Genomic DNA, 13,699 nt, shown 5'->3' on the forward strand with positions numbered 1-13,699 from the left:
ATTTTTTATGCACCGCACCCGGAACATTTACATATCCCTGTTACTTCCGCTGCTCAGTGCCTGCGGCGGCAAAAAGCAGGCGCCCGCCGGCCCTATGCCCAAGCCTACTGTGTCAGTATATGAAGTGAAACCGGCAACGTTCAAGGTAACAGAAAAATTTCCGGCCACGCTGACAGGCAATGTGATCGTAGACCTTAAATCTGATGTAACCGGCTTCCTGGAGGCCATCCGCGTTAAAGACGGCAGCACTGTAAAAAAAGGGCAGGTATTGTATGAAGTGGACAAAAGCCGCAGCCAGGCCACGTATGAACAATCAGAGGCCAGTGTGCGGCAGGCGGAGGCAGATCTTGCCCTCAAGAAGAAAGACTACGAGCGGTACAGCAACCTGCTGCAGCAAGACGCTATTTCCCGCCAGACGGTAGACCAGGCTGAAACCGCGCTCCGCACCGCGGAGGCCAACCTGGCCGCGGCCAAGGCGGCCCGCGCCCGCAGCGGTACAGATATCAATCATGCCGTGCTGCGCGCACCCCTGAACGGGAAAATAGGCATTGCCACCATTCGTATCGGAGACCTGGTAACCGCCGGCCAAACGGTGATCAACACCCTGGTCAATGAAGATCCCATTTATGCGGATATAGACCTGCCGCAAAGCAGGTATACGGATTTCAACCGCGGCGGGCAGCAATTCTACCTGATCTTCGGCAATGGCGAACACTATTCCCATGAGGGAAAGATATTACTGGTCAACAACGTGGTAGACCCGAGAACGGGCACCATCCGCATGCGGCTGACCTTCCCCAATCCGCAGGGTACATTGAAAAGCGGCATGACGGGGGCGGTGGAGATACATTCCCCCGCCGGCAGCAGCCAGGTGGCCATTCCATCCAGGGCTATTGTAGAGTTGCTGGGAGAAGTGAAAGCATACGTGGTAGACCGCAACAACGTGATACAGATGCGCCCTGTTGAAAGGGGCGCCGTGGTAGACAGCATGATGATCGTCCGTTCCGGGCTGCAGGCGGGAGACCGCGTAGTAGTAGACGGCATCCAGAAAGTTCACCAGGGAGATACGGTCAATATCAAATAACAGTTAACAGCAGGGCAGCATGATCTCAAAAACGTTCATAGAAAGGAAAAACACCACTATTGTTATTGCGGTCATTATGGTGATTGTAGGGCTGATCTGCATGATCAACCTCCCTATTGCCCAGTTGCCGGATATTGCCCCGCCAGTGGTTGACGTGCGGGCCAACTACATCGGCGCCAACTCCACGACGGTAGAAGAAACAGTTACCACTCCCATAGAGAACCAGGTGAACGGTACGCCCGGCGCCATGTACATACAGTCCGTAAGCGCCAACGACGGCTCCATGAGCATTACCGTTACTTTTGAAATAGGCACCAACCCCGATATTTCCGCGCTGGACGTGCAAAACCGGGTAAACTTCGCGTTGCCTTCCGTACCGGACGATGTACGAAGGGTAGGTGTGACCACCAAAAAAAGGTCTAACGACATGTTGATGGTGGTGGCCCTTAACTCGCCCAACGGCACCCACAACTCCGAGTTCCTGAACAACTATCTCAATATCTACGTAAGGCCTGAAATATTGCGTGTACCGGGTGTGGGCGATGTGAACGCCTTTTCGCAAGACTACAGCATGCGCATCTGGCTCAACCCGGACAAGATGGCCGCGCTGAACATCACCGCGGGAGACGTGGCACGGGCCATCCAGGAGCAGAACACGCAGGCCCCCGCGGGCATTATCGGTTCTCCGCCGGCCAAGCAAGGGCAGGCATTTGAATACACCGTGAAGGTGAAGGGCCGCCTGCTGACGGCGGAAGAATTTGGCAACATCATTGTGGCCACCAACCCGCAAACCGGCTCGCTGGTGCGGCTCCAGGATATTTCCCGGCAGCAGCTGGGGTCCTTCTCCTATGCCGTGGAAGTGAAGCCAGACGGGAAGAACGGTACCGGTATGGCCATTTACCTGGCGCCCGGCGCCAATGCGCTGGACGTGGCGGAACGGGTAGAAAACAAGTTCAAGGAGCTGGCCCAATCTTTCCCGGAAGATGTGAACTGGCTGATACCTTTTGAAACGGTCTCTTTCGTAAAAATATCCATCAACGAGGTGATACAGACCTTTGTTGAGGCCATGTTACTGGTAATACTGGTGGTATACCTCTTCCTGCAAAGCTGGCGGGCCACGCTGGTGCCGGTGCTGGTAATACCGGTTTCGCTGATAGGCACTTTTATCTTTTTCACCCTGCTCGGCTTTTCCATCAATACCCTTACGCTGTTCGGCTTTGTGCTGGCCATCGGGATAGTGGTAGACGATGCCATTGTGGTGGTGGAAGCAGTGCAGCACCATATTGACGTGAACGGCATGAACCCGCTGGAAGCTACGTACAGGGCCATGACGGAGGTGCAGGCGCCGGTAATTGCCATCGGGCTGATACTGGCCGCGGTGTTTGTGCCCGTGGCCTTCATCCCCGGCGTGAGCGGCAAGCTGTACCAGCAATTTGCACTTACCATTGCATTTTCCGTAATACTGTCCGCATTCCTGGCGCTGTCCCTTACACCGGCGCTTTGCGCGGTGGTACTGCGCCCCAGCCGGCTGGACGAGCACTCAAGAGGCATCAACAAGCTGCATTACAAATTCAACAAATGGTTTACCCGCTTCACTGACAGATATACCCACGGCGTGCGCCGTGCCATCAAACAAACGGCATTTGTACTGATATTGCTGGGCATCCTTTTCGGGGCGGCGTTTGCGCTGTTCAAGAAAGTGCCCACCACCTTTGTGCCGCAGGAAGACATGGGCGCGCTGTTCCTGGTAGTGGAACTGCCTGACGCATCTTCTTCCGTACGCACGCGCGAAGTGGTGGAGCGCATCAACAATATACTGCTGGGAGACTCTGCCGTGGCCCACTTCATGGGCGTATCGGGCATCAACTTCGTGGCCAATGCCATCAAGCCCAACTCCGCTACCTTCTTTGTGAACCTCAGACCCTGGGACCAGCGGCTTGCACATGGAGATGATATCGGCACCGTATCCGGCCGCATACAAATGAAGCTGGCGCAGATCACGGAGGCTACGGCACTGGCGCTGCCCTCTCCCACCCTGCGTGGCATGGGTACCTCCACCGGTTTCACGTACGTACTGGAGCAGCGCAGCGGAACGGATGTTGCCGAGTTTTCCAAGGTGCTGCAAAACCTCCTGGTGGCTGCCAACAAGCGCCCTGAAATAGCCCGGGCCTATGCGTTCTTCAGCGCCACCACGCCGGAGTTCAACGTGGAAGTGGACCGTGACCGGTGCAAGCAGATGGGCGTGGCGGTAAACGATGTATTCAACGCACTGCAAACCTTCCTGGGCGGTATGTATGTAAATGACTTCACCCGTTTCGGCCGCAGCTTCCGCGTGGTACTGCAGGCAGACAGCAGCTTCCGCCAAACGGTCAACGACCTGAGCTTTTACCATGTACGCAACCAGAACGGGGAAATGGTACCGCTCAGTTCTCTTATCAAAACCAAACTGGGCGCGGGCGCGCCGGTGATCAACCACTTTAACCTGTACCGGTCGGCGGAGATCAGCGGCACCAGCAATCCCGGCTTCAGCAGCGGCGATGCCATCAAAGCCATGGAAGAAGTTTCCAAAGAAGTGCTGCCGCCTAACTTCGGGTACGAGTGGTCCAATATCTCCAAGCAGGAAATAGAGGCCGGCAACAAAAGCACCATGATCTTTGCCCTGTCTATTCTTTTTGTATTCTTGTTACTTACTGCGTTATATGAAAGTTGGTCTGTCCCATTCTCTGTACTGCTGGCCGTACCGGTGGCCTTGTTCGGGTCTATCCTTGCCCTGTGGCTCACCGGCCAGGCAAACAGCGTTTATTCGCAGATCGGTTTGATCACGCTGATAGGGTTATCTGCCAAAAACGCCATTTTGATCGTAGAGTTCTGTAAAGAACGTGTAGACAAAGGCATGCCGCTGATCCAGGCCACCCTGGAGGCGGTAAGCCTGCGTTTCAGGCCCATTCTCATGACCTCCTTTGCGTTCATACTGGGGGTAATGCCGCTGGCCCTGGCCAAAGGTGCGGGCGCGGCCGCAAGGGTCAACATCGGCTTCACGGTTGTGGGCGGTATGCTGGCTGCCACCTTGTTGGCTATTTTCAGCGTGCCGGTATTGTATGTGCTGATCACCCGGCTGGCGTATGGTAAAAAGAAACTGGCCGAGCTGGAAGAAGAAGGCAGGAAAAACCCGCCGCCCGCCGCACCGCAGCATTGATCAATTCCTTTCTTCCGCGTTTTCCCTGTCCCATCCGCCATCGCGGATCAGCATGTTGGTATATGCATCTGCCTGTATGAGCTTTTGCAGTTCCTCCATTCTTTCCCGTGCAATGTTCACGTATTGCTTGTCGTCCCGGTAAGCAGCCAGCCCTTTGAGGGACCTTTCATCAAAACGCCGGAACATCCGCGCGGCCCGCTGTGACTGGTATGCGCGGCGGCCCAGCATTTCCAGCACATCAGCGGCCAGGCGCAGCGACGTGTCTATTGTTTCCCGGTAAATATGCAGCACGCCCGCGTTCATCAGGTCAAAGGCATCTGCGTTCTGCGTAGCCCTTACCAGCATTTGCAGATGCGGATAGTGTTTTTTCACCGTATCCACCACCTCCAGCGTCTTTTCCGGCGTGGCCATGGCAATCACGATCAGGCGGGCCTGTTCCGCGCCGGCAGACTTCAGCATGTCTGCACGGGCCGCATCGCCGTAATACACTTTAAGCCCCATCTGCCGCAACAGGTCTACCCGGTCAGAATCAAGGTCCAGCACGGTAGACGGAACACCGCTGGCACGCAGAAAACGGCCTACTACCGTACCGAAGTGGTCAAAGCCCGCAATGATCACGGGGTTCTTTTCGTCTATAGTATCAGGCTCCCGTTCCTCGCGGTTGGCCGTACAGCCGAAGCGCGGCACTATCACCTTGTCGTACACCAGCATCAGCAATGGCGTAAGGGCCATGGTAATAGCCACAACGGCCGTCATAATATCTACCAGTTCTGCCGGCAGCAGCCTGGCGCCCTCGGAAAAGGAGAATAATACGAAGGCAAACTCACCCACCTGCGGGAGCGCAAAGGCAAACAGCAGGTTCTGCTCCCCGCTGAGGCGGAACAATTTTCCCAGGCCGGCCAGCACCAGAAATTTCACGGCCAGAACGCCTGCCACCAGCCCGGTGATCAACCAGGGCTCCTGTACCACCAGCTGGAAATTGATGGTGGCGCCTACGCCAATAAAGAACAACCCCAGCAACAGGCCTTTAAAAGGTTCTATATCACTTTCCAGCTCGTGCCGGTACTCGCTGTTGGCCAGTACCACCCCACCCAGGAACGCGCCGAGCGCGGGACTAAGGCCCACCAGCGTCATCAGCACGGCAATGGCCACTACCAGCAGCAGGGCGGACGCGGTGAACAGCTCCCGCAACCGCGTGCGGGCCACAATGTGCAAAATGGGCTTCACCACATAGCGCCCTCCTACTACCAGCGCAGATACAGCGCCGAATACTATCAGGGTTTTGGCCCAGGCTGGCTGGTGGGCTATGAGAGACTGCCCGTCTTCTACCGTGCCGGCGGCGCCGGAGGGCCCCAGGAGCGGGAAAATGGCCAGCATGGGTATAACCGCCACATCCTGGAAAAGCAATACGGAAAAAGCGCTTTGGCCCGCGGCAGAGCCCATCTGCCCTTTCTCATTCAGTATTTGCAGCACTATGGCCGTTGAAGAAAGAGACAAGATCATTCCCAATATCAGCGCCTGATTCCAGGGCAGCCCGAAAACCATACTCAGTCCCGCCACCAGGGTGGCCGTTACTACTACCTGCAGGCCACCAAGGCCAAGTATGGGCGCGCGCAACTTCCAGAGAAGGGATGGTTCCAGCTCCAGGCCTATCAGGAACAGCATCATCACTACCCCAAATTCCGCAAAATGCATCAGGTCTTCGCCACCGTGCCCGATAAGCCCCAGCAGCGCCGGTCCTATGATGATACCGCCAATAAGGTAGCCCAGCACAGAGCCCAGGTTCAGCTTTTTGGCCAGAGGCACAAATACCACCATGGTAGCAAGGTAAACAAGCGCCTGGTAGAAGAATGATTCATTAGACATAGTTAATTGTGGATTAGAATTAGGAAAGGCCTGATGGATTTGGCGGCGGGTTACTGATCAAAGCGGCCGCGTTCGTTTTCAGTTGTTCCAGCAGCTGTATGTAGCGGTTGGCATGCTCATTCAACTGCTGATCGCTGAGGGCGTTGGAACTATGTACCGTAAAAGGCGGCAGGTACTGCATGTAACAAAGACGGGCCGTTTGTTCAAAAGGCAGCAGGAAAGCGTTCACGGGGTGGCCGTGATGCCCCTGCGCACTGTACGCCTGCTCATTGCCGGCCATAGACAGTACGTTCATCATTCGTTTCCCCTGCAGGCGGGTACCATTTTTACCGTAAGCCCAGCCATGCTCCAGCACCAGGTCCATCCACTGTTTGATGAGCGCAGGGCCGCTGTACCAGTAAAAAGGGTGTTGGAAAATGATCACATCGTGCTGCTCTACAATGGGTTGTTCGGCCTGGGGAGACACGTCAAAGTCAGGGTACACCTGGTAGAGGTCACGGATGGTGACATCCTGTACGGTAGCCGCGGCCTGTAGTAGGCGGACATGTATGCGCGACCGTTCAAAGGCCGGGTGGGCGAAGAGAACGAGAATTTTCAATGATAACAATGAGTTAGGAGTTATGAACTGATTAGTGCCCGCAGGTGCCGGCTTCAGCGGATGCCTGCTGTATTAAAGTTAGAGAAATTTTGGGGGAAGTGGAGCGGAAACGATGCTTATGTTTAACCTTGCGCGGCACCGGCAAACTGTAGCACCGGCATGACAGGCAAAATAATCAGGGATAAAAAAGTCTTATGGTGATATACCATAAGACTTCCTTTAAATTTATTCAATTATCAGGCCGTTGCTTTTTTCGGTTCCGGCAAATTGGGATCAGCCCTATAGCCTGTCCAGGCTTCAATTTTGTCGAGATCACCTTCTATGTGCGTCAGGCGGATATCTATTTTTACCAGATTGTCTTCCACGCCTGTTAAGCGGTTATTGATTTTGCCCAGATTGCCTTCCACATATGTTAAGCGGGTGTTGAGCTTGTCGAGGCTTTCTTCTACGTGTGTTAAGCGGATGTCAAGCTTGATCAGATTGACTTCTACGTCCGTTAGGCGGGTGTCGAGTTTGTCCAGATGCTCTTCCACTCGTGTTAGACGGATGTCGAGTTTGTCCAGATGCTCTTCCACATGTGTTAGGCGGGTGTCGAGTTTGTCCAGATGCTCTTCCACACGCGTTAGGCGGGTGTCGAGTTTGTCCAGATGCTCTTCCACACGCGTTAGGCGGGTGTCGAGTTTGTCCAGATGCTCTTCCACATGTGTTAGGCGGGTGTCAATTGAGATTAGCCGCTGATCGAATCCATTCTTCATAGATTCAATAGCCGAAAGAACAGTCTGCATTTGATTATCAGTCATTCAATAAGTGGTTTTGGTGTTCTGAAATAATCTCTATCAAAATTACTCCTTCCCTCCATAGCTACAAAATTGGACTTCTCCGATTTTCAATCTTGCTAACCGCTTTACGGATAAAACCGCCTTTACACCTGCAGCGCCTCTGCCGCCGCTTCATCTACGAACCAGTGCAATTCTCCGTTCTCAGGACGGATAAGCTGGGAGGGAAAACGGTCAGGGTCTGGCGCACCGTCTATCACGCTTTTGAGTGTGAGGGCCTTGCCGGCGCCGGTAGCCATAAACACCACGCAGCGGGCCAGGTTGGTAACGGGAGCGGTAAGCGTAATACGGTACATATCCTGCGCTTCCAGCCAGAATGCTTTTGCCCAGGCTTTGCGCTCATGTACAATGGGCAGGCCAGGGAACAGCGAGAGGGTATGGCCGTCATCTCCCATCCCCAGCAGTACCAGGTCAAACGTATATGGCTTCCCGTCAAAATAGCCGTGGAGCGTTTTTTCATATTCCGCGGCAGCCGCTTCCGGCTCAATGTCTGTGCGCATAATATGGATGTTTTCCGGGAGGGCGCCCACCTTGTCCAGCAACACATCATACGCCATGCGGGCATTGTTGCGCGCATCCTCAAAAGGCACAGCCCTTTCATCTCCCCAGAAAAAATGCACTTTTCCCCAGTCTATCATATTCACATAAGGTTCTTTTGCCAGCAGGGCGTATAATGCTTTGGGCGTATTGCCGCCGGAGAGGGCAAAGGTGAACCGGTCCTGTTGCTGCAGCACATCCTGTATCTGGCGACTGATAAATGCGGCCAGGTTCTCACTGAGTTGCTGCGGGTCTTTTGCTACGTGCAATTCCATGGAATGACTTGTTACGATTTACTAATACTGATGATGTATCGGGCGGCGGCATTTTACCGGGTCGGCGGCAGGTTGATCCACGAATGGCCGTCACGGGCAATGAGAGCGTCTGCATCTTCAGGCCCCCAGGAGTCTGGCACATAGTTCGGGAAGTCTTGCGGGCTGCGGTGCTCCCATGTTTCCAGGATGGGCATTATCACCTTCCATGCCGCCTCCACCTGGTCTGCGCGCATGAAGAGCGTGGCGTCTCCTTCCATCACGTCCAGCAGCAGCGTTTCATACGCTTCGGGCGTGTGATCATCAGAGCCTTCATAGTTGAAGGTCATGTTCACCGGGTCAAGCGTCATGGTCTGGCCCGGGCGTTTGGCCTGGAAGCGGATACGGATGTCCATTTCAGGCTGAATGCTGATGGTGAGGCGGTTAGAGCGCCAGGATTCCGCGGCTTCGGAAGGGAAGGCGAAAGTAGGCGCATCCTTGAACTGTATGGTGATGTGAGTAGACTTCTGGTGCATCAGCTTGCCTGTGCGCACGTAAAACGGTACGCCCTGCCAGCGCCAGTTGTCCACATAAAATTTAACGGCGGCATAGGTTTCCGTGTTGGACAAGGGGTCTACGCCTTTTTCCTGGCGGTAACCCGTTACCTGCTTGCCTTTCATCCAGCCGTCACCGTATTGGCCCCGCACGGCGCTCTCATGCACGTCCTCTTTTTTGATGGGGCGGATGGCGTTGAGCACGTCTACTTTTTTATTGCGGATCTCGTTGGCATCAAAAGAAACGGGCGCTTCCATGGCCACCATGCACATCAGTTGCAGAATGTGGTTCTGCACCATGTCACGCAGGGCGCCGGAATGTTCGTAATATCCGCCACGGCCCTCCAGCCCCACGCTTTCCGCGGCCGTGATCTGGATGTGATCTATGTAATGGCGGTTCCAGACGGGCTCAAAAAGCGCGTTGGCAAAGCGGAGCGCCAGGATGTTTTGCACCGTTTCCTTTCCCAGGTAGTGGTCTATACGGAATATCTGTTCTTCGGCAAAGAGGCCGGTCAACAGGTCGTTCAACTCATGCGCGCTGGCAAGATCGTGGCCAAAGGGTTTTTCGATCACGATGCGGGTGGTGCTCTTGTCTTTGCAGAGGTTGAGCGTGCCCAGCTCCTGCGCAATGGAAGGCACCAGTTGCGGCGCTACGGCCAGGTAAAAGATCACGTTGGGATGCGTACCCCACTCCTGTTCTTTTGTTTGCACGTATTCTGCAATGCGCTGGTAAGACTCGATATCTCCCGCATCCAGCTGCAGGTAATTCACATGTTCGAAAAATTCCTTGTAGTGGCCGTTGGCCTCGGCCTTGCGGCGGCTGAACTTGGAAATGCCTTCCTGTAAATGGGCGCGGTAGTTCTCCGAGGTATATTCCGTGCGCCCGATGCCTACAATGGCAAACTGTTCCGGCATCCATTCGTCAAGGAAAAGATTGTACAGCGCCGGTGTCAGTTTGCGGTAGTTCAGGTCCCCGCTGCCGCCGAAAATAAAAAGTATGGAAGCAGGCGGGCGTTTATGATGTTGCATAAAAAATGAAAAAATTATGAATGGTGTTGCCAGGAAGTATGAAAACTACCGGGCATGTCTATACGCTGATATGTATGGGCGCCGAAATAATCCCGTTGTGCCTGTACCAGGTTGGTGGGCAGTTTTTCGGTACGGTAGGCATCGAAATAAGACAATGCCGCCATGAACCCTGCGGCGGGCAAACCGGCTTGCGCCGCCTGTACAACTACCGCGCGGGTGTTGTGCTCTTTGCTTTTCACGATGTCTGCCACTGCCTTGTTAAGCAGCAGGTTGGGCACTTCGGGCGCCTGTTTGAGCGCGGCGTAGAAGGTACCCAGCAGGGCGGAGCGGATAATGCAGCCGCCTCGCCAAACCTTCACGGCTTCCGGCAGGGGAATGTCCATCTGGTGGGCGGTGGAGGCGTTGTACAGCATGGCCATACCCTGCGCGTAGCACATAATGGTGGCAAACTGCAACGCATCTTTCACCTGCGAAATGAACAGCTTTGTTTCTGCCGAAACCGGTATTTTGGGCTCTTCGTACACCTTTGCCGCTTCTACCCTTTCATCCTTGAAAGCGGAGATAGTGCGCATGGCCACCGCCGTATCAATAACCGTGGCGGGCACACCCAGGTCCATCGCCTCCTGTGACGTCCATTTGCCGGTGCCTTTGGAGCCGGCTTTGTCAGAGATCACATCTACGAGGCGCTGGCCCGATTTATCGTCATTCTGCAGGAAGATGTCTGCTGTGATCTCCAGCAGGAAAGACTGCATCTCTCCCTCGTTCCATTCCTTGTATACCTGGTGCAGCTGGTCGTTGTTCAGGCCGGCGGCCTTCAGCAGGCGGTAGCTTTCGCTGATCAGCTGCATGATGGCGTACTCTATGCCGTTGTGTACCATTTTGACATAATGGCCGGCGGCGCCCTTGCCGAGGTAAGCCACGCAAGGCTCCCCGTTCACTTTGGCGGAAATGGCTTCCAGCATGGGCTTAACATGGGCATATGCTTCCTTGTCTCCCCCCGGCATAATACTGGGACCGGTGCGGGCGCCCTGCTCGCCACCGGAAACACCTACGCCCATAAAATGGAAGCCTGCGTCTTTCATGGAAGACACGCGGCGAAGGGTATCCGTAAAATGGGAGTTGCCGCCGTCAATTACAATATCCCCCGGTTCCAGCAGGGGGTGGAGAGACGCCAGCACATCGTCTACCGGTTTACCGGCGGGCACCAGCATCATTACCCGGCGGGGCTTCTGCAACTGGCTGATCATTTCTTCCAGTGATACCACCCCTTTTACGCGGGTGCCGGCAGATGCCGAAGATTCAAGGGCCTGTGCCTTTTCGGTGTCTTTATCAAACCCGATCACGGCAAAACCATGGTCTGCCATATTGAGCAGGAGATTGCGCCCCATTACGCCCAGGCCGATCATTCCAAATTCGTACAAGCTGTTTGCCATAGAGAATATTAACTGAATTGTGCGGCGAAATTAGCCATTTAGCCACTATTATTTATGCAATTGTATGGTAAGGTCCCGCAGGGCTTCCAGCAACCGGGCCACCAGGTCCCGCGCTTTTTCGTCCGTAAGCCGGCCTTCCGCGTCAAACTTGCCCTGTGCCTGCGCTATCATCACTTCCGGCTTGAGCACCTGTTTCATGTCCAGGAACTGGAACACGGGTTTGAAGGCCAGCTGCATCCTTACCGTGCCCCACAGGCCCTGGGTAGCGCCCATCAGGGCCACCGGCTTGTGCAGCAAAGGCGCGTCTGTACCGCGAGACGCCCAGTCTATAGCGTTTTTCAGCCCACCGGGAATGGAATAGTTGTATTCCGGCGATACGATCAGGATGGCCTGGGCGCCTGCCAGCACTTCGCGGAACGCCCGTACCGGCTCCGGCCGGGTACCCACATCAAGGTCTGCGTTATAGAGGGGAACGTTGGAAAAATCGGCTATTTCAGCGGTAACGCCTTCCGGCAGCAGCTCCATGGCCGTCTTTAACAGGGATGTATTGTAGGAGCCTTTCCGGAGACTGCCGGTAAGGCCCACAATATGTACAGGTGTACTCATTCAACAAAAATAGGCACAAAAATGCTATAGGAAAAGTGGTATAAGCGGCATAAATTACAGTATTAATCCCGACCCCATGAAAACAGGAACCATTTTCAAACATTACTTGCCATGCTTGTATTTCATTTTCCTTGCGTTATGTATATTCTTTCTATTTGATAATAGCATCATAGCGCCCGTTATGCTGGTGCTTTTCCTGGTACTGCTGTTCATCCCGCGCACGTATGCCCGTATGACGGCGGGACTGCTCATGCTGTTCCTTTCCCTTTACTTTTCGCTGGCCTGGTTTGACGAAATGGTAGACGTCCGCGCCGTGGGCGGCACACCTTCCGCCAGCCTGCGCAGCGCCATTCTTTTCATAGCCGGGGCGTTCTGCATGTCCATCCTCCTCATCATTCCCCTGCACCTGCCCCGGCGGCTGCCGTTGTATAACAGGAAGTAGGGCTTACCGGTTTATCACCATCTCCGCTCCCAGCGGCGTAGCCAGCGAGCCTATCAGCCCCTTGGCGTATACGGTGTATATTTTCCCTGCTGTAAGGGTAACGCCCGGCCTGGTGAACACCAGCGAGTCATCTGAGGCCCTTCGCACTTCAATAGTATATGTGCTGGCATCCACGGCCGTAAAGCCCTGGTTGGCCACGCCGCTCTCCGGCGTTTCAAAGGAGCGGTTGGGGAAAATAGGAGTAAAAGCCCCGTCTTTCACGTACCCGATGGTCACCGCGGGGGCATCCGGTGTAAAGTGGAAAAACCGGATGTGTGCCTTGCCGGATTCAACAGCGGGGAACACATCTTCCACAAACAGCCCCTTTACCCGGCTGCCCGTGTCATACACAAACATGGTATAGCGGTGGTCTTCCGCCAGCTGAATGCGCTGGTCTACCAGGGTGGTGCCGGTGCCGGCCACATTGGCCTGGAACTGACGCTGCCCCACGTAGGCGTCCAGGTAGCCCGTATTGGCCAGGTAGTTGAACGGCAGGTTGTTGATGCGCAGGCCGTCCATACCGAGGTCTAGCCCGCCGGTACCGGGCGAGGCATGGGTGATCTGGAATCTGGCCACCGCTACGGTAGGCATATCGTCATTACTGTTGCAGGCTGTGAAAACGGCCAGTGCGCAGAGGCAGGCGAGTACCAGGTTTTTCATGATATGTTGTTTAAAGGTGCGAGAAGAGATATGGGGAGAGCAGGACGTGTAATTACCAACAGCTTCTTACCGGGATTGTTCAATTAAAACCGGCGCTGTATCTTGTACTTATGAAAACGTTTTTCCTGCTTGTTTTATTCTGCTGCGGCGCCACCGTTGTTTCCGCGCAGGCACCAGCCCAGACCCGCCCCGTGCTGAACCACCTGGCCCTGTATGTGCAGGACCTGGGGAAAGCCACCACCTTTTACCGGGACCTGCTGGGGCTGGACACTATCCCCGAGCCGTTCCACGACGGCAAGCACACCTGGTTTGCCGTAGGCCCTGCCAGCCACCTCCACCTGATTGCCGGCGCCAAAGCGCGGCAGCAGGGAGACCGCAATACCCATATCTGTTTCAGCGTGCCCTCCGTGGAAGCGTTTATTGAACGGCTGGAGAAAGCGGGTATGGAATACATCAACTGGGCAGGAGAAAAGAAAAAGATCACCTTGCGGGTAGACGGGGTGAAACAGATCTACCTGCAAGACCCTGACGGGTACTGGATTGAGGTGAATGATGCCCGGAAGTAACA

Annotated in this window: 12 protein-coding genes; 4 read left to right on the forward strand and 8 right to left on the reverse strand. The window is 54.9% G+C overall.

The features are described 5' to 3' along the window. The first annotated feature begins 7 nt into the window (after positions 1–7). Positions 8–1,084, forward strand: a complete 1,077-nt coding sequence (locus tag D3A97_RS03320) for an efflux RND transporter periplasmic adaptor subunit (protein WP_119076610.1) — start codon at positions 8–10, stop codon at positions 1,082–1,084. Between the two features lie 19 nt (positions 1,085–1,103). Then, positions 1,104–4,280: an efflux RND transporter permease subunit gene (locus tag D3A97_RS03325; protein ID WP_119076612.1), complete on the forward strand. Its 3,177-nt coding sequence runs from the start codon at positions 1,104–1,106 to the stop codon at positions 4,278–4,280. Here D3A97_RS03325 and D3A97_RS03330 read toward each other — a convergent pair whose 3' ends face one another. The 7 genes from D3A97_RS03330 to D3A97_RS03360 form a co-directional block, all read right to left on the reverse strand. Further along, a complete protein-coding gene (locus D3A97_RS03330) occupies positions 4,281–6,146 on the reverse strand; it encodes a monovalent cation:proton antiporter-2 (CPA2) family protein (RefSeq protein ID WP_119076614.1) in 1,866 nt (621 codons plus the stop codon). Between the two features lie 19 nt (positions 6,147–6,165). Next, complete coding sequence (gene kefF, locus D3A97_RS03335; RefSeq protein WP_119076616.1) at positions 6,166–6,744, reverse strand: glutathione-regulated potassium-efflux system oxidoreductase KefF; 579 nt, start codon at positions 6,742–6,744, stop codon at positions 6,166–6,168. 236 nt (positions 6,745–6,980) lie between these two features. Further along, complete coding sequence (locus D3A97_RS03340; RefSeq protein WP_119076618.1) at positions 6,981–7,544, reverse strand: hypothetical protein; 564 nt, start codon at positions 7,542–7,544, stop codon at positions 6,981–6,983. Positions 7,545–7,666: 122 nt separating this feature from the next. Next, the gene (pgl, locus tag D3A97_RS03345) at positions 7,667–8,392 is read right to left on the reverse strand and encodes a 6-phosphogluconolactonase (RefSeq protein ID WP_119076620.1); all 726 of its coding nucleotides are present in this window, start codon (positions 8,390–8,392) and stop codon (positions 7,667–7,669) included. Between the two features lie 53 nt (positions 8,393–8,445). Next, on the reverse strand, positions 8,446–9,951 hold the full coding sequence (gene zwf / locus D3A97_RS03350) for a glucose-6-phosphate dehydrogenase (protein WP_119076622.1): 1,506 nt from the start codon (positions 9,949–9,951) through the stop codon (positions 8,446–8,448). Positions 9,952–9,965: 14 nt separating this feature from the next. Beyond that, the gene (gene gnd / locus D3A97_RS03355; RefSeq protein ID WP_119076624.1) at positions 9,966–11,384 is read right to left on the reverse strand and encodes an NADP-dependent phosphogluconate dehydrogenase; all 1,419 of its coding nucleotides are present in this window, start codon (positions 11,382–11,384) and stop codon (positions 9,966–9,968) included. Between the two features lie 48 nt (positions 11,385–11,432). Beyond that, positions 11,433–11,990 (reverse strand): NADPH-dependent FMN reductase, encoded by a 558-nt coding sequence (locus D3A97_RS03360; RefSeq protein ID WP_119076626.1) that lies wholly within the window; start codon positions 11,988–11,990, stop codon positions 11,433–11,435. A gap of 181 nt (positions 11,991–12,171) precedes the next feature. Here D3A97_RS03360 and D3A97_RS03365 point away from each other — a divergent pair, with 181 nt between their 5' ends. Then, the gene (locus tag D3A97_RS03365) at positions 12,172–12,432 is read left to right on the forward strand and encodes a hypothetical protein (protein WP_119076628.1); all 261 of its coding nucleotides are present in this window, start codon (positions 12,172–12,174) and stop codon (positions 12,430–12,432) included. 3 nt (positions 12,433–12,435) lie between these two features. Here D3A97_RS03365 and D3A97_RS03370 read toward each other — a convergent pair whose 3' ends face one another. After that, positions 12,436–13,131, reverse strand: coding sequence for a DUF4397 domain-containing protein (locus D3A97_RS03370; protein WP_119076630.1), 696 nt, complete (start codon positions 13,129–13,131; stop codon positions 12,436–12,438). A gap of 110 nt (positions 13,132–13,241) precedes the next feature. Between D3A97_RS03370 and D3A97_RS03375 the strand changes: the two genes are divergently transcribed. Next, positions 13,242–13,697 carry a VOC family protein gene (locus D3A97_RS03375; protein ID WP_119076633.1) on the forward strand — a complete coding sequence of 152 codons (456 nt, stop codon included), beginning with the start codon at positions 13,242–13,244 and terminating at the stop codon, positions 13,695–13,697. Positions 13,698–13,699: the final 2 nt, after the last annotated feature.

This window comes from Chitinophaga alhagiae (assembly GCF_003568665.1).
GTDB classification, from domain to species: domain Bacteria; phylum Bacteroidota; class Bacteroidia; order Chitinophagales; family Chitinophagaceae; genus Chitinophaga; species Chitinophaga alhagiae.